This is a genomic window from Paenibacillus sp. JMULE4 (assembly GCF_013337105.1).
Taxonomy (GTDB): domain Bacteria; phylum Bacillota; class Bacilli; order Paenibacillales; family NBRC-103111; genus Paenibacillus_G; species Paenibacillus_G naphthalenovorans.
The window spans coordinates 109,883-130,132 of the sequence record NZ_SGWF01000020.1 but is presented as its reverse complement, the minus strand read 5'-3'; the positions used below and the strand labels follow the sequence as shown (position 1 = coordinate 130,132).

The window sequence follows — 20,250 nt, the reverse complement described above, 5'->3', positions numbered from 1 at the left end:
GAATTTATAGTTAATATGGTGATTAGGTTCATTGACAAGAAATGACCTTTTTTTTGATCGAAAAATATTTGCTTTATAAGGTGGGATTAATAAGATGATTCGATGGCAAAATCTGTGGCGTTTCATCCCTCTCTTCGGGTTGATGGCACTGTTAACAGGGTGTGGAGACGAAACAATTTCCGCCTTGAAGCCAAGAGGTCCGGTAGCCGAAGACCAGCTGTTCTTGATGAAACTCAGCTTCGGTATAATGCTGCTGGTTGTTGTGGTCGTATTTGTTCTTTATTTGTATGTCTTGGTCCGCTTTAGAAAGAAAAAAGGCGACAAAGATATCATTCCAAAACAAGTTGAAGGCAGTCATACGCTGGAGATCATATGGACGGTTATCCCGATCATCCTGCTTCTGATTTTGGCGGTTCCGACAGTGCAGTATACCTTCAAAGTGCTGGAGGATCACAGAGAAAACGAGGACGCGCTTCACGTCAAGGTTACGGCGCATGCGTTCTGGTGGCAGTTTGAATACCCGACCTTGGGCATCGCTACAGCTCAGGATCTTGTTATTCCTACGAATAAAAAAATTGCTTTTGAATTAACCGCTTCCGATGTCAAACACTCCTTCTGGGTACCGTCGCTCGGCGGTAAAATGGACACAAACCCGGGTTCGACGAACGTTTACTACTTGGAAGCATCCGATGTCGATGTATTTAAAGGAAAGTGTGCGGAGCTTTGCGGCGCATCCCATGCTTTAATGGACTTTAAAGTGGTTTCTATGGAGCAAGCCGATTTCGACCAATGGGTGGCTAAGATGAAAGCGCCGGCTGCTGTTCCTGCAGAAGCAAAACGCGGCGAAGAACTCTTCAAAAACAACTGCTTGGCCTGTCATGCTGTTAACGCACAAGGGCTCGGCGCCGGTCCGAACTTGAACGGTTTTGCTTCCCGTGAGCTCGTTGCCGGGATTCTCCCTCATTCAGACGAGAGCTTGAAAAAATGGATTTCGGATCCGCAGTCCGTGAAACCGGGCAACAAGATGCCGGCCTTTAGTGAAAACGCACCGAATCCAATGACTCCTCTCAAGGATCAGGAGATCGACGATATCATCAAATACTTGAATTCGTTGAAGTAACGAGCATCAGGGAAAAAGGAGGTTAAAACGGTGGCTCACGCACACTCGGCAAAACGGTACACTGGTCTGATGGATTGGCTTACCACGGTGGACCATAAAAAGATCGGAATTTTATATTTGATCGCAGGCGGTCTCTTTTTCTTAGTCGGTGGTCTTGAAGCGATTCTCATTCGGATTCAATTGGCTTACCCCGACCAGAACATATTTATTGGCGACACGTTTAACGAATTGACTACAATGCATGGTACGACCATGATTTTCTTTGCGGTCATGCCGGTTATCTTTGCTTTTATGAATGCTATCGTCCCGCTTCAAATCGGGGCTCGCGACGTAGCGTTTCCATTCCTTAATGCATTAGGCTTCTGGTTGTTTTTCTTTGGAGGCGTACTTCTGAACACATCCTGGTTTCTGGGGGGTGCGCCGGCTGCCGGATGGACGGCATATCCGCCGCTTTCCGGAATTATAGATCCCACCGGAACGTTTAAAGGTGTAGACTTCTACGTGCTCGGAATTCAGATTTCCGGTTTGGGTACGCTGATCGCGGGGATTAACTTCCTTGTAACGATCATCAACATGCGTGCGCCGGGAATGACTTACATGAGAATGCCAATGTTTACTTGGGCGTCTTTTATTACATCCTTACTTATACTTTTTGCTTTCCCTGCCATTACGGTAGGTCTTGTGGAATTGATGTTTGACCGGCTTTTCGGAGGCGCGTTCTTCGATATAACCAAGGGCGGTAATCCGATCCTTTGGGAGCATATTTTCTGGATTTTTGGTCACCCTGAAGTATATATCTTGATTTTGCCGGCATTCGGCATCATTTCCGATGTTGTAGCCACTTTCTCGAAAAAACGTTTGTTCGGTTACAGCTCCATGGTATTCGCAACAGCGTTGATCGGATTCCTGGGCTTCATGGTTTGGGCCCATCATATGTTTGCTGTAGGGATTGGTCCTGTCGGTAACGCGATCTTTGGGGTCGCAACGATGGCTATTGCCGTTCCGACGGGGGTTAAGATTTTCAACTGGTTGTTCACGCTGTGGGGCGGACAAATTCGCTTTACAACAGCTAACATTTTTGCAACGTCCTTTATTCCGACGTTCGTTATGGGTGGCGTAACCGGGGTTATGCTTGCGGTACCGGCGGCTGACCTTCAATACCACGATACGTACTTTGTCGTGGCGCACTTTCACTATGTTATCGTCGGCGGTCTGGTTCTTGCTCTGTTCGCCGCTTCCTATTACTGGTGGCCGAAGATGTTCGGACGCATGCTGAATGAAACTTTGGGCAAGATTCATTTCTGGACCTTCTTCATCGGTTTCCATATGACGTTCTTCCCTCAGCACTTCCTTGGTCTTATGGGGATGCCGAGACGGGTATTTACGTATCAGCCTGGCGTAGGCCTTGAACAAGGGAACTTGATCAGTACGATCGGGGCGTTCTTAATGGGTATCGGAACGATCGTATTCGTAATCAACATTATTGTCACAGCCAGAAAACCGGTTGACGCGCTTGCCGATCCTTGGGACGGCCGGACACTGGAGTGGACGATTCCTTCTCCTCCGCCGGAATATAACTTTAAGCAAACTCCGCTCGTTCGCGGTTATGATGCATTCTGGAAAGAAAAAATGGCAGGCAACAAAGAGATGACGCCGGCCGAACCGATCGGCCCGATTCACATGCCGAATCCTTCCATTCTGCCGTTTATTATGTCCGTAGGATTGTTTGTTGCCGGTTACGGATTTATGTACCATCATTATGCGGTGGCCATTATCGGTCTGGGTATCACTCTGATCGCTATGTTCTTCCGATCCGTCATTGACGATCACGGATTCCATATCGAACCAGAAGAGTTAAATGATAAGGGGGTTAAGGCATGAGTGCAGCACATCATGAAGTAGGCGGTGCCCTGCCACCTCACGCAGAAACAGCAACATTGGAAGGTAAAAATAAAGTTCTTGGCTTTTGGCTGTTCCTTGGCGGCGAATGCGTGCTTTTCGGTACGCTCTTCGCCTCCTTCATCGCGCTCCGCAATCAGGTGCCGGATGGACCGACAGCTCAGCAGCTATTCCAGTTGGATCTCATCGCGCTCTCGACGTTTATCCTGCTTACGAGCTCCTTGACAAGCGTATTCGGCACCATGGCGCTGCATCGCGGACAATTCCAGAAGCTGCAAGCCTGGATGGCGGTAACCGTTTTGCTTGGCCTTGCGTTTTTGGGTATTGAAGTTTACGAGTTTATACATTACGTACATGAAGGACACACGTTCTCCAAGAGCGCCTTCGCTACATCGTTCTATACCTTGGTCGGTTTTCACGGAGCGCACGTAGCGTTCGGGGTACTGTGGATCTCACTGTTGATCATTATGGGCTTCAAAAAAGGTCTTACTACAGTTACTGCGCCAAAATATTATGTGGCCGGCTTATACTGGCACTTTATCGACGTCGTATGGGTATTCATCTTTACGGTAGTGTATCTGATGGGGAAGGTGGGTCCTTAACATGAGCAACCAACACCAGACATCTGCAGGTGAACGTCACCGTTTAGAAGGTCCTAAAAATCATTACCTGTCCTACATCGTTTCCATCCTGCTTACGATGCTTGCTTTTGCGGTTGTCCTTTACGGCGGATTGGATCGTACATTTATTATCATCTTCATTGTCGGTTTAGGGATCGTTCAGATTTTATTCCAGTTGGCTTATTGGATGCATATGAAAGATCGCGGGCATATGTTCCCAATCATCGGACTCGCGTTCGGTACTATTGTTGCACTGACCGTAGTGGCAGCAGCAGTATTTTGGATGTGGTGGTAAAAGGTTTAGAGAGGCGGCTTATTCTTAGAAAGCCCCTCTCTTTTGTATAACTATGGGAAATTTTTCACGAATTCGACACAACTTCCGGTATAGAGTGAAACAGAAAGGAGTCGTTATCCGATATGGATCCTACCGTCTCCCATGCAGGCCATGGGAATGTCCCTACGTTCATACAGTTGTGGAGTCCCGGATTTTTGCTCTTTATCATTGTGCTCGGTGTTTTATATACACTATGCGTAGGACGCTGGCGCAAGGATTTTGCCGACAGTGAGCCTGTAACGCTAAAGCAGAAGCTGTGGTTTTGGAGCGGACTGGCCCTTTGGTATGCTGCAGACGGAAGTCCGATCTCTTATTATGGGCACCATTATTTGTTCAGTGTGCATATGTTTCAACAGTCGATCTTGTATTTGATTATGCCGCCGATGTTCCTTCTGGGTACACCGGGCTGGCTGCTTAAGGCGGGGCTCAAAGGCAAGGGCGCCCAACGTATGTTACGTTGGATGAGCACCCCGTTGTTTTCCCTGTTCTTCTTCAATTTTATCTTCTCTATGTATCATATTCCGATGGTGATGGACTGGCTGATGGCTAACCCTTATATTCTTACCGTATATAAGGCCATTTTCCTGTTCGCTGCATTTCAGGCGTGGTTCCCGATCTTCTGCCCGGTGCCGGAGTACAATACGATGTCCGAATTGAAGAAGATGGCGTACATTTTCCTGAACGGCATTCTGCTGACCCCGGCTTGTGCCTTGATCATCTTCGCCAAAGAACCGTTATATGATATGTATGCCTCCGTATCTATACACTTTTGGGCACTGCCGATGATCGATGATCAACAGCTCGGCGGGGTTATTATGAAAATCGTTCAAGAAATCGTCTACGGTATAGCTCTTGCGTATGTCTTCTTCCGATGGTACCGAAAAGAACGCAACAAGGAAGAAGATGATTTGACAAATAGCGCTTATTTCTCTTCGGAACATGCGAATCGGGCTTAAGCGTTTCATACAAAATCATATTTTACTGAAACGAACGGGTGGGATGTGAAAGTGGCGATATTGCCGACTATCAGTACCAGTTTCATTGTCATTAGCGCCATACTAGTTGCGATCGGGTGGTATCACATTATCAAAGGAAACCGGGAAAAGCACCAAAAGGTGATGCTGTGGGGCGCCGGCTTTGCTCTGGCCTTCTTTCTGGTCTATGCGAGCCGCACCGTTTTCGTCGGAAATACATCTTTTGGCGGACCAGAGGAATTGAAGCTGGCCTATCACTTGTTTTTATTTTTTCATATTACTTTGGCAACAACGGCTGCGGTATTCGGTATAGTAACCTTAACGTTGGCGTTTAAACAAAAATTCGCCAAGCATAGAAAAATTGGACGCTGGACAGCCGTCATATGGCTGCTTACGGCGCCTACCGGCGTCGCGGTTTACGTTCTGTTGTATCTATTGTATCCCGGTGGAGAGACGAAGCCGATGATCGATGCCATTTTTGGCTTATAAATTTCGGACTACGGGAAATAAAAAGCTTCAGCCGCTCTTACGTGAGCAGCCGAAGCTTTTTTAATGAGAAAGTCTATATATGTGAGCGAAGCCGAAAGCACCAATAGTTGATAGCGATATCGTTACAGTGCGCTTCCGCCGAAGATAAAGCGGTGTTCCCAATGCTTGCCGGCAAAGGAATCGATGCGCACGCCGCCGGATTCTTTAGAGTAAGTATGAAGGATTTTGCCGTCTCCCAAATAGATTCCGACATGGGTCACCCGTTGATTTGCCTTGTTGCTGGGATAAGAAGAAGCGCTGGTACCGCGGTATTCCATGAAGAACATCAGATCACCCGGTTTCAGGTTGCGCCAGTTGGTCGTTGTTCCGCCCTTGGATTTTACATATGAGGCTTGTCCGCGTGAATCGCTTGGTAAAGTAATGCCTGCTCCTTCTTTAAAGGCTTGTCTGACAAAGTCGGAGCAATCGAACGTTCGTGTGTTCGAACGGCTCGAACCAAATTCATAAGGGGTACCCAAGTATTTTTTGCCGGCTGCAATCACCTTGTTCACGGTAGAGCTGGTGCTGCTTGAACCATTGGAAGTGCTGGTACTGCTAGGCTTGGAGGAGCTTCCTCCGGAGCTTGAGTCCGTGGTGCGGATATATTTGCTGTTGGTGGAAACATATCCAATCCTTCCGCTGTCGTCCCGAACCTTGTACCACCAGTTGTTCACTTTGCTGAGGATATCGACGTTTTCACCTTTTTTCAGTAATCCATAACTTTTAGAGTTCACATCCGGCTGGCTCCGAAAGTTGACACTGCTGACAATAACGGCATCGGTTGCTGCCTGGGCTGGTTTGGCCGGTAATGCTCCTAAACCCAGAGTGACTGTAGTGGCGAGAAGAATGGCTGTAAATGGCTTTTTCAAAATGATAATCCCTCCTGCAGATTCTGGTTGTATTTATGTCAAGACACAAGGGCGGACAGTTTCATCATTGAAGCCGCACCTGTGTTCGGGACACCATTTGACAACATGTTCCCTTCAATTCACAATAGAATGAAGAATTTCAAATGGGAGAACGGTGAGCATCAGATGGACACTTGGGTATGGGGACCATTCATCATACAAAAAAGCATGTTGTTTGTCATAGCTGCAGTAGCGGCGGGGTTCGGAATAGGTAGACTGCGTTTAAAGGGAACGGCAATGGGGACAGCATTCAGCACGATCGGCTTGAATGCCGTTGTCATTTGGATCATTAGCTGGAAGCTAAGCTTGCTGCTCTTCGAACCGCGCAGTGTACTGAAGAATCCCTTGTCGCTGCTCTATTATAACGGCGGCATTCAAGGAATCTGGCTAGCCGTGCTGCTTTCCGGTTTGTATGTATGGTACACCGTTCTAAAAGAACGTATGGATAGAGCCCTATATATAGATTCGATGCTTGTCTCGATTATGGGGGGGTACGCAGTATACGGAGCCGTCATGTTTACGGCGGGGGAAGTCAATCGGATAACATGGGGGATGACCGCACTTTTTGCGGGAGGCTTTATGGCGGCATGGATGTTGAAGAAGCCAGCGAACCATTTGCGGCCGATGCTGCAGAAGTTCACAATATTTATAATCGGCTATGCGTTGATCTGGACTTTATCTGTAAATATTTGGGACAAATATGGGGCGGGGAGAGCCCAGGCGGGTGATGCGTCCGTCGGCCTGAAGATTGGACAGCAAGCGCCGGAGTTTGAGTTGAAGATGCTGAATGGCCAAACGGTCAAACTATCGGACTATCGGGGAAAAACCGTCATGCTTAATTTTTGGGCGACATGGTGTCCTCCTTGCCGGGAGGAAATGCCGCATATGCAGCAGTTTTATTCGGAATACGAAAAGGATGGAGTGGTGATCCTTGGAGTCAATGCGACCTCTACGGAGATTAGCGTGCCTGTGGTAGACTCTTGGCTGAAGGAGTGGGGAATCACATTCCCCGTAGTGCTGGATGAACAGGGCGAGGTCATCAACAGGTATCGTGTAAACTCTTATCCGGCTACTTTTGTGATTGATAGAGACGGAGTGATCCGGCACAAGCATCCCGGACCGATGAATATGCAAATGCTGAAGGAAGCGAAGAAGAAAGCAGATCATGGAATGTGATAAAGAAATATATAAGGGCACTTAGTGTTTTTCATTTGCGCATGCGAGATTCATCGTGTAACATGAAATTATTAAAAGGTCATATTACTTTATTTATTATATTATTTTATTTAAAAGGATGGTAACAGCATGGCACAGACGAGTATTATTTTGCGTGTGGAATTGAATCATGATCAAGTCACGTTTGGTGACGTAGCTGCGGCTATCAGTAAAGCCGGGGGAGATATCACATCGATTGACGTGATACGTCCGGGCAAGGAGTCTTCGGTGCGCGACATTACGGTGGATGTGGCGGAATCTGCGGAAAGTCAAGTGGTGGAGGCACTGAAGCAGCATAACGGCATCAAGCTGATTAACGTGTCTGACCGGACGTTCCTGGTGCACTTGGGCGGAAAAATAACGACGCAGCCCACGCTGCCGATCAAAAATCGCGACGATTTGTCCCGAGTATACACTCCCGGTGTGGCGCGCGTATGTACAGCCATCCATGAAAATCCCAAGAAAGCTTACTCATTGACGATCAAACGGAACACGGTAGCTGTTGTGACCGACGGAACCGCGGTACTCGGCCTTGGCGACATCGGACCGCATGCAGCGGCTCCGGTCATGGAAGGGAAAGCAATGCTGTTCAAACAACTGGCAGGCGTGGATGCTTTTCCGATTTGCTTGGATACGAAGGATACCGAAGAAATCATTCGTACGATTAAAGCGATCAGCCCGATTTTCGGCGGAATCAATCTGGAGGACATCAGCTCTCCGCGCTGCTTTGAGATCGAAGCAAGGCTGGCGGAGGAATTGGATATTCCGATATTCCATGATGACCAGCACGGTACGGCTGTCGTCGTCATTGCAGGGCTTTTGAATGCATTGAAAGTAGTAGGCAAGCGGATCGATCAAGTACGTGTAGTCGTTAACGGTATTGGCGCCGCGGGCGTCTCCATCTGCAAAATGCTGCTGGCTGCAGGAGTCACGCGGCTTGTGCCTGTGGATCGGGAAGGTGCGATCGTTCGTGGCGGGACCTATTCACACCCGATGTGGCAGTGGCTTGCAGAGCAGCCGCAGGTCGAGGCGGAGCCGGGCGGCCTGAAGGATGTGCTTCGCGATGCGGATGTGTTTATCGGCGTGTCCAGAGGCGGCATTATGACGGCCGAGGATGTACAAACGATGGCGCCGGACAGGATCGTCTTCGCCATGGCTAACCCGAATCCGGAGATTGACCCGGAAGAAGCGCTGCCGCACGTGCGCGTCTTCGCTACAGGCCGGAGCGATTATCCGAACCAAATTAACAACGTCCTGGTATTCCCCGGCATTTTCCGCGGGGCCTTGGATTGCCGGGCTCGGCGGATCAATGAACCGATGAAGCTTGCCGCTTCACGCGCTATCGCCTCGGTTGTCAGTGAAGCCGAACTGAATGAGCATTATATTATTCCAAGTATCTTTAATGAGCATGTCGTTTCGAAGGTCCGTCATGCCATCATCGAAGCCGCTATCCTGACGGGCGAGGCCCGCCGGATTCCACGGGATTTCAGATAAGATAAGCCAAAAAGTTCCGGCATAATAAGCCGCTCCTTTCGTGAAATTGATTTACGAAAGGAGCGGCTATTTGCATAGGCGATGCAAAGGAGCATTAAGGTAAAAAACCGGCCTGGCTGATGTAAATTTGGTGCGCGGCAAATGTCTTTTTAAGCTGCTCCAGCACCTTGAGATAGGCGGAACGGTCGTACCATGCTTCGAGCCCGCATGCTTCATAGATGCGGCGGATGCCGAGCCGTTCCGTTCGTTTGCCCTGACTGCCGTCGCCCATGAAGAAGTCGTCCAGGACAAGCCGCTTGACGCCGGTTTCTGCAAGCAGGCCGGCCAAACGGTCGCTGCAAGGCAGCATGGGTGATATCGCGACTTGGGCGGGGATGCCGGCTTGAACAAGCCGGCGCAGCGCCTGAAGCCGGGCAGCAATAGGAGGAGCGGAGGGAGAGAAGGTCTTGCGGATCTCTTCAAGATCCGTCTCAATCGTCAGGCTCACGCGAACGCGCTGCCCAAGCTTCAGAAGAAGGTCGATATCACGTGTGACAAGCGGACTGCGGGTTTGGACAAGAAGGAAGTCAATCGCTGCATTGGAATCGGCGCCAGCCATAATTTCCAGCAGAGACCGGGTTAATCCGGTTTGGAATTCGACCGGTTGATAAGGGTCCGTACTGGACGACATGAAGATCGTGACAGGCCCCTTTCGTTTGGCTCTTGTAAGCTCGCCGGAGAGCAGCTTGGCCGCAGTCGATTTCACGTCCACAAAGCGGCCCCAAGGTTCCTTGCGGAATTTGGCTACGGGCATCTCTCGCACATAGCAATAAGAGCAGGCGAAGGTACAGCCCACATACGGATTCAGCGTATGGCTGTAACCGGCCAAATAACCACTGGCCGGATTCAGCAGCTTCCTCGGAGCAGTTAGGGACATCCGGGGATGCATGGACGGATCTCCTCCTTTCTTTCGGCTTGCTTGAAAAGGGTACGAAGAAGCCCGGTTCCTTGTCACATCCAAGGAAACCGGGCTCTCGACCGTACTGGCGGTATTATTCGGCCGCACCCGCAGGCATAACTTCCGGCGATGTCAGCTTGTCGTAAAACTCGGTGAATTTGTCTTTGTCCTCGCTTGAGCGAAGCGCCATGGCTGCACGAGGGTGCTCGTTCAATATCCCTGCGATCATGTAAGGAATGACATATCCCCATTCCCACTTCTCACGCATGGCGATCATATGCTTCTCAATGATGCCGAGCACCGGGCGAACATCGTATTTCGGATGCTTCAGATGGCTGACGAGCAGCTCGGTAGGACAGTTGCCCGCAGCGCGACCCATGCCGTATACGGAAGCATCCAGAAATTCAACGCCCTTGCTTGCGCCCATGATCGTGTTGGAGAAAGCGAGCTGCATGTTATTGTGCATGTGCAGGCCCAGCTTTTTGTCAGGCAGAAGACGCTGGAATTTGGTAACGAGGTAATCGATATCCTTGTAATCCATGCTGCCGTAAGAGTCAACGATATACACGACATCTACCGGGCTTTTGGCGATTTCTTCGAACGCTTCGTTCAAGTCGTTCTCCATCACATGGGTCAGCGCCATAATGTTGATGCTTGTTTCGTAGCCGTAACCATTGAACTTTTGCACCAGATCGAGCGCTTTGTCTACGTCTTTGATATAAGTAGCTACACGGATCAAGTCGAGCTGACTTTGCTCCCGGGGAAGGATATCGTTCTCGTCCACACGTCCGATATCGACAAGAGCGGAAAGCTTCGTATCGGTTTTCTGCGAAATGACTTCCTTCAGGAAATCCTCGTTCAAAAAACGCCATGGTCCCGCATCGGCGCCTTTTAAGAGCTTGGCGGAGTTTTTATAGCCGATCTCCATATATTCGACGCCGGCTTCGCTCAGTCCATAGTACATGTCCTTTACGAATTGGACGCTGAAGTCCCAATTGTTTACCAATCCGCCGTCGCGGATCGTACAGTCTACAATGCTGTGTTTTTCCCTGGTCATGTTCATTTGCTCCTCTCCCAAATGGGGCCTTTTGTACTTTGTGGCTTTTAAGCTTTTCAGTGGTAAAGTATCTTCAATAATTAATAATAATACATACCGATTGTCTTTTTGTCAATGATAACAAATTACGAAAAGTATGACAATTTCATGCGGGATGGAAAGAATAGGGGGAAGCAGGATTTTCGGTGGCGGTGTGGAAAAGTAGCTTAAGCGTTAATTAGGCGGATATGAATGAAGCTATGGGGGAAGTGAAGCGGATGCTGAAATATAATATTGCGTTTATTTGCAAGGGAGATCGGATATTGATGTTAAACCGGAGCAAAGCGCCTCTGCTTGGGCTGTGGAACGGAGTGGGGGGCAAGCTTGAACCGGGGGAAACACCTTATGCCAGCGTTGTTCGCGAAATCAGGGAGGAAACGGGGCTGCGGCTGGCCGAGGAGGCGCTTCGCTTCTCGGGCATTGTCACATGGGAAGTGGACGGACGGGAGGCGGGGGGCATGTATGTGTTTATCGGTGAAGCGCCTCCTGAAGCATTAGCTGAGGCTCCCGTCGAAACGGAAGACGGTATTTTGGCCTGGAAGGCGCTGGAATGGGTCATCCATCCGGACAATCACGGTGTAGCGGGACATATCAAACATTTTTTGCCTCCCATGTTGGAAAGCAGGGATTGTGCGGAATATCGGTGTACCTTTCAAGAGGGCAAGCTGCTGAACTGTGAGGTCCGCCCGTTGGAAGAGGTTGTGTTGTAAGCCAAGCCGCGAGGTGTGATCTTATGGCCGGCAACTTGGGGCAAAAGGTGTGAAAGGCGGAATAAGCGTCCTGCGTCTGGGCATGCTATGCGGTATATCATCCCATTTACTGAGACTGGAAAGGAATGTGTTTATGAGCAGCACTCCGTTATGTTTTCAATTTAATTCTCAAAAAGAGGCCGTTCTTGCCCGGGATACCTTGGAGGAGATCGGTTACCGGATCAGCGGTCATTCGCACTCGGACAAGCCTGTACTTCATGTTATCGTGGATCGCCATGATTTAGCGTCGGCGCTTGAAATCGCACAGGCGCATGGCGGCAGAATGGTTCAGGCGGGGAATTCTCCGGATGAAACGGAAGGCTTTGCCATGGCCTACGACATGGAAGGGCCGATTCCTGCTCATTTAGTGAACGAAGATTTAATCGATAGCGAGCCCGACGTATCCGCTTCGGCATACGACAACCGTTCTAGCGGAGCATACGATGATGAAAGAGAGCAGTTCGATCCGTCCGGAGATGATGTGAACGGGTTTGACGCCGGTATCCATATGTAGCTAAAGGCCGTTCCTTCCTCATCATCCGCAGGAGCCGACAGCCCCTGTGTCCACCAGTCAGCGGATCCCTGCGAGGCAGGGGAGCCGCTGTTTTTGTTGTTGGACAAGGGCTATAACTTTTGACCGGACTAACAAATTTGCCTCACCCCTAATTTTATAAGCGGGGAAAACACTGTTTCTCTAGACCCAAACGGTTTTTGTTTGTTATGATAAGTGAGGTTTAAAAAGAAGATAGGTAAGAGATGCGGATGGATTGAGGATGATGGAGGGAAGCGGCTTGTGGAAACCTATGAACATTTAAAAGAGGGCGAGAAGGGCGCATGGGTCAGCATCGTCGCATATATCCTGCTAGCCGCTTTTAAAATCAGCATGGGGTTTGTGACCGGTTCCGAAGCGCTTACGGCAGACGGAATAAACAATACAACGGATATTATCGTTTCGCTGGCCGTGCTGATCGGCTTGCGAATTTCGAGAAAACCCCCGGACCGGGATCACCCGTACGGACATATGCGGGCAGAAACCATCGCTTCAATGGTCGCTTCCTTCATTATGGCGGTTGCGGGACTGCAGGTCGTGATTCAAGCGGGCAAAAGCTTCCTGGCGGACGAACGGACGGCGCCTGATATGCTTGCGGCATGGATTGCCTTGAGCTGCGCGATCATTATGTGGGGGGTCTACGTATATAACAGCAGGCTTGCAAAACGCATCCGCAATCAAGCGCTAATGGCCGCGGCCTACGATAACCGTTCGGATGCGCTCGTGAGCATTGGGGCCGCTGTTGGCATCATCGGCTCCCGACTCGGCTTTCCGATTCTCGATGCGGCTGCGGCGTTCGTTGTAGGCCTTATGATTTGTAAAACGGCGTGGAGCGTATTCTCCGATGCTACGCATGCTTTAACCGACGGCTTTGACGATGAGAGACTGCGGGTATTCCGCAAAACGGTCAAAGAGACTCCGGGCGTGAAGAGGATCAAGGATATCCGCGCCAGGGTTCACGGCAGCAGCGTTCTGCTGGATGTCGTCGTGGAGGTCAGCTCCGAGCTCTCGGTTGGACAAAGCCATGAAATCAGCGACGAGATCGAGAAAAGAATGTTGGACGAGCACCAGATCGGGAACGTCCACGTGCATATTGAACCTTTTTCCGAACAAAAGCCATAAGACTGCCCGGAAGGCAGCCTTATGGCTTTTGTTATGCAAGATTACCCGCCTCTGAATTGCGGCCGTTCATCCATGAATGGCCTCGATCGATTGAGGTTATTTGAAATTTTTATGGAGTCACTATAGAGGCTGCTGTAAAGCTGAAAATCAGGGTAGCAGCGAGCGAGGAAGTAAAATGCCCCCTGTAAGGTTGATTTTCAGCGCAGTGGCCAGTGTGAGAGGCGGGATCCGAAGAGCATCCCGAGCCGCAGGAGAACCCTTCTCCGTCGCTTCCACCGCCCCCGCCGTTGCCGCTGCTGTCGCCTGCGCAGTAAGAGACCGAACCGCAGCTTCCAACCGCAGCGCGGCGGATTCTGCAGGATGTCCGGGCCGTAGACCAAGCATCCCGGGAGGAGGGGAAGAAGTGTAAACGCGATCCCGGCATGGGAAATTCCCCCGTTTCATCTGATGTATCCAGTTGTATGTGCAACCTGCATATATATTAACGTATGCGGCTCAAGATAAGTTTCTCAACCATGGATTATTTTCTAAGCATATTTTGAATTGGAAGATTCATAGATATAGGGAGATAAAAAGCTTGAGGCTTCACTAATCTGAGGAAGGAGCTTTAGTGCCATGAAACAAACTGATCAGGATATTGTGCAATACTATGCCGTCAATGAACAGCTCGTTGCGAATCCCGGGAAATTGGCTGTGCAGGTAGCCCACGCGGCTGCTACAATGACGCTGCACTATTTGTTAAATGACAGCAGGTATTATGAGGTGTTTCAAGCCTGGCTGAACAACGGACAAAAGAAAGTCGTGCTGCAAGGCCCTGAAGAGCGTCTTCGGCAATTAGCTAATGAAGGATTCCCGTCTATCCGGGATGCAGGGCTTATGGAAAATCCGGAAGGCTTCTTAACCGTTGTCGTACTGCCGCCGATGAATAAAAAGGTTGCCGAAGAAAGGATAGCCGGACTGAAGGTGCTGTAGATTTTGCTCTACGAGTTGAACAAGGAAAAGAGCCTGTGGACTTCAAAATCTTTAGGCTCTTTTCATTTACAGCAGCTGAGCAATTGCAGCACTTTTGCCTGCGGTGTAACCAGTTGAAAATGCAGCAGTGATATTGTAGCCTCCCGTATAGCCATGAATATCTAAAATTTCGCCGCAGAAATACAATCCCTTCATCAGCTTGGATTCCATCGTCTTAGGGTCAATTTCCTTAAGGTTTACACCCCCGCCAGTAACAAAAGCTTCCTCGATCGAGAGGGTTCCATTTATAGCGATAGGAAAAGCTTTGATTAGCTTGGACAAATCCATCCATTGTTGTTTTGGGATATGGTCATAGGTAACATCCTCACGTAAACCGGCTTTCTCAAGTAGAATTGGAATCATGCGCTCAGGCAAGTAGCCCTTCAAAGCGTTTTTTACAGCTTTTTTCGATTCCTGCTTGGCAAGCTCCAATGTTTCGTTATAGATTTCATCAATTGTCTTAGAAGGGAACAGGTCTAACGTTACATTTACCGTCTTGATTTCGAATTGCTTCAAAGCTTTAACAACGAACTGGCTGCAGCGCAATGCTGTTGGACCCGAAATCCCAAAATGAGTGAATATCATGTCGCCTTCATGGGTAATGATCTTTTTACCCTTCGGGTTCCAGACCGTAAGACTGATGTTTCTTAATGAAAGTCCTTGTAATGCCTTGGTACGGATAAATGATTCATTAGACGTCAGCGGAACCTCGGTAGGGTAAAGTTCGGTAATCGAGTGACCCGCCTTCTCCGCCCACTCGTATCCATCACCCTCCGAGCCTGTATGCGGTACGGATTTACCTCCTGCCGCTACGATGACAGCGCTGCTCCTGATTTCTTCACCGGACCGCAGACGAACACCTATAGTTTGCCCATGATGGTAAAGAACTTCCTTTACAGGACTATTCACCTTAATATGAACCCCTTGCTCTCTTACCTTATTGACAAGAGCATCAACAACCGTCTTGGCTTTATCTGAAACGGGGAACATGCGTCCGTTATCTTCCTCTTTTAAGCGAATCCCCAGCCCCTCAAAGAAAGAGATAATATCACGATTGCTGAAATTAGCCAAAGCGCTATGAAGAAAACGGCCGTTCCCCGGTATGTGCTTAATCAACTCGTCAATCTCCTTGGCATTAGTGACATTGCATCGTCCGCCACCAGAGATCCCAAGCTTGCGGCCAAGTTTATCTCCTTTATCAATCAGCAGGACTTTCGCGCCATGTTCACTTGCGGCAATGCTTGCCATGAGTCCTGACGAACCTCCACCAATCACAATGACATCATACAATTTGCGGCCCCTCCAATGAAAACTTGTGGTTTCATTATACCCTCCAGCTGGTAAAATAAAAATATCTGTACGGGGCCAGGATGTTCACTGAGTTGTTCTAACCGCCGAAAAAAAAGAGGCCTTAGGCCTCGTGAAGAAATTAATTATGCCGATTGGATCTGGGATTGCAGTTTACGAACGGTAATTCGGGCAATGCGCAGATCGTCTGTCTCTTCGATCATAAACTCATATTGATCATCGTAAAGCACCGTCTGCCCTTTTGTCGGGGGGATTTCCACCTGGGAATAAATCCAGCCGCCAACCGTATCGTAGTTTTCGGTTCCGATGTCCAAACCGAAATAATCGTTCAACTCATTAATTAGAAGACGCCCGTCGATGGAATAGGTGGTCTCGTCCTTTTTCTCTATGCTTGGACGTTCATCCGGATCGAATTCATCCTGGATTTCACCTACAATTTCCTCGAGAATATCCTCGAGCGTTACCATGCCCGAAGTCCCTCCATATTCATCGATGAGCAGAGCGATCTGTACTTTTTTCTTCTGCATAAGCTTCAGCAGTTGGCTGATCGGCATCGACTCCGGCACTTTGGTAATAGGACGGGCAAGCAGGCGAATATCGGTCAAGTCCTTGCTGGCTTTCATCAAATCCTTAATATGCACGAAGCCGATGATATTGTCCTTGTCCGGATCGCACACCGGGTAGCGGGTACGCATTTCATTCAGCGCAATATCCATATTTTCCTCGAACGTGAGGTTAGCGTACAAGCATCCCATCTCTGTCCTTGGAATCATGATTTCGCGCGCATTCGTTTCCGTAAATTCAAATATATTATCAAAAAGCGTCAATTCCGTGTTGTCAATGAATCCGCTTTTGTGACTTTCTTTCATCAGTATGCGTATTTCCTCATCGGTATGAGCGGATTCGTGCTCGGTCGTCGGTTCGATTCCCGCACGTTTGAGCATCCAGTTGGATATTCCGTTCAGCAGCCATATGAAAGGAAACATCAGCTTATAAAATAAGATAATCGGCGCCGCGGACCACAGGGTAACGTTCTCCGATTGGCGAATCGCGTACGTTTTGGGGAACTGCTCGCCGAGCGTAATGTGCAATATCGTAATAAGAGAAAAAGCGATCAGAAAGGAAATCGTATGAATGACAACGTCATTGAGTTGAAACCAATCCTTCAATACCGGTCCGATAAAAGCAGCGATGGCCGGTTCTCCGAGCCAGCCCAGACCTAAGGATGTAAGTGTAATCCCAAGCTGGCAGGCCGATAAATACGCGTTCAGGTTTCCCGTAATCTTCTGTGCAAAACGGGCTCGGATATTGCCTCCTTGGGCGAGCGTTTCGAGACGGCTGTTTCTAACCTTGACCATAGCAAATTCGGCAGCAACAAAGAAACCGTTCAGCAGCACCAACACAATAATCAAAACCGCGTTAAATAATAAAGGTAACGGGTCACTACTCAATCAATCCCTATCCCCTGCGTGAGGGCAGATAGGTACACCTCCTCCAGACGTTCAAAATTGTCAAAACTATTAATAATTTATAATATGTATTATAAACGATACGAAAGTAACCGCTCAAACATCGGCCGGGGTATTCAGGGGTATGCACGCTGTGCAGGGGCTATATTTGTAAGCATTAATGGCTGATTTCAATCTGTATGCTTCAATTTCGCCGTTTTTTGTGTAAATCAGGGTGGGATTAGTTGGAATATTCATGAATTTTGAACAGGAAGTTGGAAGGTTATCCATAACCGTTTTTTGGGCAGCCGTTAAAAAAAGGCAATACATCTTTCGGGGCGGCCGCGCCGGGTAACACAGGACTGGCCGTTATAGCCGCGGCAGCAAGCGAAGCAGGGCGATGGTTCTTGCCTTTTTTTATATATCATAGTATAATTTTATGATACTCAATTTGAGTAATTCACCCCGCATAACCCCTAACATCGGATTTTCCTCGAAAAGAACGTTTTTTCCCGCAAATCGTGATCGTCAGGAGCCCATGATTGGACATTGTTGTAATACTGATTCACACTGGCGCGGTCATCGGAGCCGCAAGGATGAAAGAGAGGTAGGGCTTTCATTGTCTTGGTTGCACAGCATCACCAGATTTCATGCAAGGATTTACCATATCGTTTGGGGTAAGGCGGCAGTAAAGTTTAGAAAAGGGACTCCGTTCAGGCTAATCACCGATGGAGTCTTTTTTCATGATTTGATTCGCGTGAGGCACCTGGTTTCCTTCAATTCCCTGATTCGTCGTCCCGGGGGCTGACTGATTTTTATTCAGCTAAAGCATACTAAAGCCTAAGGAAGGGAGATGATTCATGTGGCTAAGCAAAAAAACATCGCCAACGCATCGAAAGAACAGAGCATACAGGCCGTTCGGAATAAGGGGACGGATCATACCGATCCTGCCGGCGGCATCACGGACAAAAAGCTGAGCGGACCGAACCGTCCGTCCGTCTAATGCGGACCTGAGGGAGGATGGCATACATGAGCGACAAGCCTGAAGATACGAAAGACGCCACGTATGATCACGTGAAAACCGATATTTCGTATAACCGGAAAAATGATTCGGAGCTTGATCCGTTTGAAATCAATTTTCGTAAGGGATTGGATCGAAACCGGGGACCAAGAGAACCGTTCGTGAATGAGCACGGGGTGCTTATCGGAGATCATGAGTATCAGTCGGAACACTCGCCGCTGGAGCAGTGGACTGAGAACACCGATCCTGCCATCATGTCGGGAGATGGCTGGGTCCATCCTTACAAGGATATAGGCTTTCATACGACGGAAAATAAAGAGCTTTTTGAAAAAGGCAATATACCGCAAGGCGCTCCTTTCATGCATCCTGATAAGGACGCAGCATACCCGGCGTTCCAAAGCGGGGCGGAGGAAAAGGACGACCAAGCGGAATAGCGGAATTCGATCACGATAGCGATCGTGTGCTTTGCTTTCCTCCGATGCCGATGTATAATGGTTGTATGAAGTACAATAACCATTTATGTGGGGTAAAAGGAGTGGAAGCGTGACATGTCCCTGTCGTTTGAGAATTATATGAAGGATATGGTTCAGCCGATGAGAGACGAACTGACCCGGATCGGTGTGCAGGAGCTCCGCACACCTGAGGAAGTATCGGCGGCGCTTGATGATATGAAAGGGACGACATTGATCGTCGTCAATTCTGTATGCGGCTGTGCAGCAGGCCAATGCCGTCCAGGCGTAGCCAAAGCACTTCAGCATGAAGTGAAACCGGATCGCCTGTTCACGGTATTTGCAGGCCAGGATAAGGAAGCGACAGCTAAGGCGCGTGAGTATTTTGCACCGTATCCGCCGTCTTCTCCATCCATTGCTTTGATGAAGGATGGCCAACTGGTACATTTTATCCAACGTCACCAGATTGAAGACCGTTCGGCTGAGATGATCGCCAACGATTTGATCAATGCCTTTGAAGAATACTGTAAATAAGAAATAACGGTTTTAGCTCTGAACTCCTGCCAGTGTCTAGATGACATTTGGTGGGAGTTTTTACGTGAACCGGGGCTGATGGTATACTGATAAAAAAACAAGTGGGAGAGTGTTGATGCGTGAGCCTGCAGGAGGATATTATCGCTAAGCTCGGAGTGAAGCCGAAGATTGATGCCGATGCGGAAATTCGCAAGAGAGTGGATTTTTTGAAGGAGTATGTGCTCAAGTCCGGGGTGGACGGACTGCTTATCGCGATCAGCGGCGGTATCGACAGCGCAGTGGCGACTGGCTTATGCAAGCAGGCGACCGATGAGCTTACGGCGGAGAAAGGCCGGGAGTACAAAACGGTGGGCGTATTCCAACCCTATGGCAAGCAGGAGGATATCGACGACAGCTATGCCGTAGCGGAAGCATTTAACCTGAAGTACCGGGTGGAGACGAATATCGAAGAGGCGGTGAACGAAATCGCGCTCGAGGCCGAATACGGTTTGAAATCGATCGGGGTTCACCGGCATTTGAGCCGCGCGGGCAAAGGAAATGTGAAGGCCAGAACGCGTATGGTCATCCAATATGCCCTTGCATTTGAGCTGAACCTGCTTGTTGTCGGAACGGACCATGCTTCGGAAGCCATTACGGGATTCTTTACGAAGTACGGCGACGGCGCAGTCGATATTACCCCTCTCAGCACCTTGAACAAACGTCAGGTACGCGAGCTGGCGCGTAAGCTGGGCGTGCCGCAAAGCGTTCTGGATAAGGCGCCGACGGCGGGGCTGTGGGAAGGTCAGACCGACGAGAACGAGCTGGGGATCACCTATGACGACAACAGCGATTATTTGGAAGGCAAGACCATTTCGCCGCAAGCGCAGGCCAAGCTGGAACAGCAGTATTTAAAGACCGAGCATAAGCGGGCCCCGATCCCCGGGATTTAAGGGC

The 20,250-nt window shown here is 49.2% G+C and carries 22 protein-coding genes; 16 read left to right on the top strand and 6 right to left on the bottom strand.

Features of this window, described 5'->3' with window-relative positions:
- The first annotated feature begins 94 nt into the window (after positions 1-94).
- The 6 genes from coxB to EXW96_RS23410 all read left to right on the top strand — a co-directional run bounded on the left by coxB (position 95) and on the right by EXW96_RS23410 (position 5,436).
- Positions 95-1,120 (top strand): cytochrome c oxidase subunit II, encoded by a 1,026-nt coding sequence (coxB, locus tag EXW96_RS23435; RefSeq protein WP_174351544.1) that lies wholly within the window; start codon positions 95-97, stop codon positions 1,118-1,120.
- 69 nt (positions 1,121-1,189) lie between these two features.
- Positions 1,190-3,001, top strand: a complete 1,812-nt coding sequence (ctaD, locus tag EXW96_RS23430; RefSeq protein ID WP_054820233.1) for a cytochrome c oxidase subunit I — start codon at positions 1,190-1,192, stop codon at positions 2,999-3,001.
- Entirely contained in the window at positions 2,998-3,621 is a 624-nt protein-coding gene (locus tag EXW96_RS23425) for a cytochrome (ubi)quinol oxidase subunit III (RefSeq protein WP_074727657.1), read from the top strand. The genes ctaD and EXW96_RS23425 overlap by 4 nt, the downstream gene beginning before the upstream one ends.
- 1 nt (position 3,622) lies before the next feature.
- Positions 3,623-3,934, top strand: a complete 312-nt coding sequence (locus tag EXW96_RS23420) for a cytochrome C oxidase subunit IV family protein (protein ID WP_054820231.1) — start codon at positions 3,623-3,625, stop codon at positions 3,932-3,934.
- Positions 3,935-4,056: 122 nt separating this feature from the next.
- Positions 4,057-4,929 (top strand): cytochrome c oxidase assembly protein, encoded by an 873-nt coding sequence (locus EXW96_RS23415; RefSeq protein WP_174351543.1) that lies wholly within the window; start codon positions 4,057-4,059, stop codon positions 4,927-4,929.
- 45 nt (positions 4,930-4,974) lie between these two features.
- Positions 4,975-5,436 (top strand): DUF420 domain-containing protein, encoded by a 462-nt coding sequence (locus tag EXW96_RS23410; protein ID WP_174351542.1) that lies wholly within the window; start codon positions 4,975-4,977, stop codon positions 5,434-5,436.
- 122 nt (positions 5,437-5,558) lie between these two features.
- On the opposite strand, the gene EXW96_RS23405 is transcribed toward EXW96_RS23410, so the two are convergent.
- The gene (locus EXW96_RS23405; protein WP_174351541.1) at positions 5,559-6,344 is read right to left on the bottom strand and encodes a C40 family peptidase; all 786 of its coding nucleotides are present in this window, start codon (positions 6,342-6,344) and stop codon (positions 5,559-5,561) included.
- Positions 6,345-6,509: 165 nt separating this feature from the next.
- Here EXW96_RS23405 and EXW96_RS23400 point away from each other — a divergent pair, with 165 nt between their 5' ends.
- Positions 6,510-7,559, top strand: a complete 1,050-nt coding sequence (locus tag EXW96_RS23400; protein ID WP_174351540.1) for a peroxiredoxin family protein — start codon at positions 6,510-6,512, stop codon at positions 7,557-7,559.
- A gap of 129 nt (positions 7,560-7,688) precedes the next feature.
- Positions 7,689-9,092 carry an NAD-dependent malic enzyme gene (locus EXW96_RS23395; RefSeq protein WP_054820239.1) on the top strand — a complete coding sequence of 468 codons (1,404 nt, stop codon included), beginning with the start codon at positions 7,689-7,691 and terminating at the stop codon, positions 9,090-9,092.
- A gap of 94 nt (positions 9,093-9,186) precedes the next feature.
- On the opposite strand, the gene EXW96_RS23390 is transcribed toward EXW96_RS23395, so the two are convergent.
- Together EXW96_RS23390 and EXW96_RS23385 are read right to left on the bottom strand one after the other, a co-directional pair.
- Positions 9,187-10,020, bottom strand: a complete 834-nt coding sequence (locus tag EXW96_RS23390) for an SPL family radical SAM protein (protein WP_062409967.1) — start codon at positions 10,018-10,020, stop codon at positions 9,187-9,189.
- 103 nt (positions 10,021-10,123) lie between these two features.
- Positions 10,124-11,086: an aldolase catalytic domain-containing protein gene (locus EXW96_RS23385; RefSeq protein WP_054820242.1), complete on the bottom strand. Its 963-nt coding sequence runs from the start codon at positions 11,084-11,086 to the stop codon at positions 10,124-10,126.
- 227 nt (positions 11,087-11,313) lie between these two features.
- Between EXW96_RS23385 and EXW96_RS23380 the strand changes: the two genes are divergently transcribed.
- From EXW96_RS23380 to EXW96_RS23370, 3 genes are all read left to right on the top strand, one after another.
- On the top strand, positions 11,314-11,835 hold the full coding sequence (locus EXW96_RS23380) for an NUDIX hydrolase (protein ID WP_254611533.1): 522 nt from the start codon (positions 11,314-11,316) through the stop codon (positions 11,833-11,835).
- Positions 11,836-11,968: 133 nt separating this feature from the next.
- Positions 11,969-12,388, top strand: a complete 420-nt coding sequence (locus tag EXW96_RS23375; protein WP_062409966.1) for a hypothetical protein — start codon at positions 11,969-11,971, stop codon at positions 12,386-12,388.
- A gap of 279 nt (positions 12,389-12,667) precedes the next feature.
- Positions 12,668-13,546, top strand: coding sequence for a cation diffusion facilitator family transporter (locus tag EXW96_RS23370; protein WP_054820245.1), 879 nt, complete (start codon positions 12,668-12,670; stop codon positions 13,544-13,546).
- Between the two features lie 147 nt (positions 13,547-13,693).
- Here the strand turns inward: EXW96_RS23370 and EXW96_RS23365 are convergent, their stop codons facing one another.
- Positions 13,694-13,990 (bottom strand): hypothetical protein, encoded by a 297-nt coding sequence (locus tag EXW96_RS23365; protein ID WP_174351539.1) that lies wholly within the window; start codon positions 13,988-13,990, stop codon positions 13,694-13,696.
- A 171-nt stretch (positions 13,991-14,161) separates the two neighbouring features.
- Between EXW96_RS23365 and EXW96_RS23360 the strand changes: the two genes are divergently transcribed.
- The gene (locus EXW96_RS23360) at positions 14,162-14,518 is read left to right on the top strand and encodes an aminoacyl-tRNA hydrolase (RefSeq protein ID WP_062409964.1); all 357 of its coding nucleotides are present in this window, start codon (positions 14,162-14,164) and stop codon (positions 14,516-14,518) included.
- A gap of 66 nt (positions 14,519-14,584) precedes the next feature.
- On the opposite strand, the gene EXW96_RS23355 is transcribed toward EXW96_RS23360, so the two are convergent.
- Entirely contained in the window at positions 14,585-15,847 is a 1,263-nt protein-coding gene (locus EXW96_RS23355) for a BaiN/RdsA family NAD(P)/FAD-dependent oxidoreductase (RefSeq protein WP_302621144.1), read from the bottom strand.
- Between the two features lie 143 nt (positions 15,848-15,990).
- The gene (locus EXW96_RS23350; RefSeq protein ID WP_062409963.1) at positions 15,991-17,316 is read right to left on the bottom strand and encodes a hemolysin family protein; all 1,326 of its coding nucleotides are present in this window, start codon (positions 17,314-17,316) and stop codon (positions 15,991-15,993) included.
- 859 nt (positions 17,317-18,175) lie between these two features.
- On the opposite strand from EXW96_RS23350, the gene EXW96_RS23345 reads away from it, so the two are divergent.
- The 4 genes from EXW96_RS23345 (at position 18,176) to nadE (ending at position 20,246) form a co-directional block, all read left to right on the top strand.
- A complete protein-coding gene (locus tag EXW96_RS23345) occupies positions 18,176-18,316 on the top strand; it encodes a hypothetical protein (protein WP_171006001.1) in 141 nt (46 codons plus the stop codon).
- 26 nt (positions 18,317-18,342) lie between these two features.
- On the top strand, positions 18,343-18,768 hold the full coding sequence (locus EXW96_RS23340) for a DUF3905 domain-containing protein (RefSeq protein WP_062409962.1): 426 nt from the start codon (positions 18,343-18,345) through the stop codon (positions 18,766-18,768).
- A 114-nt stretch (positions 18,769-18,882) separates the two neighbouring features.
- Complete coding sequence (locus EXW96_RS23335; RefSeq protein ID WP_062409961.1) at positions 18,883-19,317, top strand: BrxA/BrxB family bacilliredoxin; 435 nt, start codon at positions 18,883-18,885, stop codon at positions 19,315-19,317.
- Positions 19,318-19,436: 119 nt separating this feature from the next.
- A complete protein-coding gene (nadE, locus tag EXW96_RS23330) occupies positions 19,437-20,246 on the top strand; it encodes an ammonia-dependent NAD(+) synthetase (protein ID WP_062409960.1) in 810 nt (269 codons plus the stop codon).
- Positions 20,247-20,250 lie beyond the last annotated feature (4 nt).

Bases quoted from the DNA above. Each gene is read 5' to 3' on its own strand.
- EXW96_RS23340 (WP_062409962.1), top strand. From the start codon at position 18,343: ATGAGCGACAAGCCTGAAGATACGAAAGACGCCACGTATGATCACGTG.
- EXW96_RS23395 (WP_054820239.1), top strand. From the start codon at position 7,689: ATGGCACAGACGAGTATTATTTTGCGTGTGGAATTGAATCATGATCAA.
- EXW96_RS23335 (WP_062409961.1), top strand. From the start codon at position 18,883: ATGTCCCTGTCGTTTGAGAATTATATGAAGGATATGGTTCAGCCGATG.
- EXW96_RS23390 (WP_062409967.1), bottom strand. From the start codon at position 10,020: ATGCATCCCCGGATGTCCCTAACTGCTCCGAGGAAGCTGCTGAATCCG.
- EXW96_RS23365 (WP_174351539.1), bottom strand. From the start codon at position 13,990: ATGAAACGGGGGAATTTCCCATGCCGGGATCGCGTTTACACTTCTTCC.
- EXW96_RS23360 (WP_062409964.1), top strand. From the start codon at position 14,162: ATGAAACAAACTGATCAGGATATTGTGCAATACTATGCCGTCAATGAA.
- EXW96_RS23425 (WP_074727657.1), top strand. From the start codon at position 2,998: ATGAGTGCAGCACATCATGAAGTAGGCGGTGCCCTGCCACCTCACGCA.
- ctaD (WP_054820233.1), top strand. From the start codon at position 1,190: ATGGATTGGCTTACCACGGTGGACCATAAAAAGATCGGAATTTTATAT.
- EXW96_RS23415 (WP_174351543.1), top strand. From the start codon at position 4,057: ATGGATCCTACCGTCTCCCATGCAGGCCATGGGAATGTCCCTACGTTC.
- EXW96_RS23420 (WP_054820231.1), top strand. From the start codon at position 3,623: ATGAGCAACCAACACCAGACATCTGCAGGTGAACGTCACCGTTTAGAA.
- EXW96_RS23380 (WP_254611533.1), top strand. From the start codon at position 11,314: ATGAATGAAGCTATGGGGGAAGTGAAGCGGATGCTGAAATATAATATT.
- coxB (WP_174351544.1), top strand. From the start codon at position 95: ATGATTCGATGGCAAAATCTGTGGCGTTTCATCCCTCTCTTCGGGTTG.
- EXW96_RS23375 (WP_062409966.1), top strand. From the start codon at position 11,969: ATGAGCAGCACTCCGTTATGTTTTCAATTTAATTCTCAAAAAGAGGCC.
- EXW96_RS23400 (WP_174351540.1), top strand. From the start codon at position 6,510: ATGGACACTTGGGTATGGGGACCATTCATCATACAAAAAAGCATGTTG.
- EXW96_RS23385 (WP_054820242.1), bottom strand. From the start codon at position 11,086: ATGACCAGGGAAAAACACAGCATTGTAGACTGTACGATCCGCGACGGC.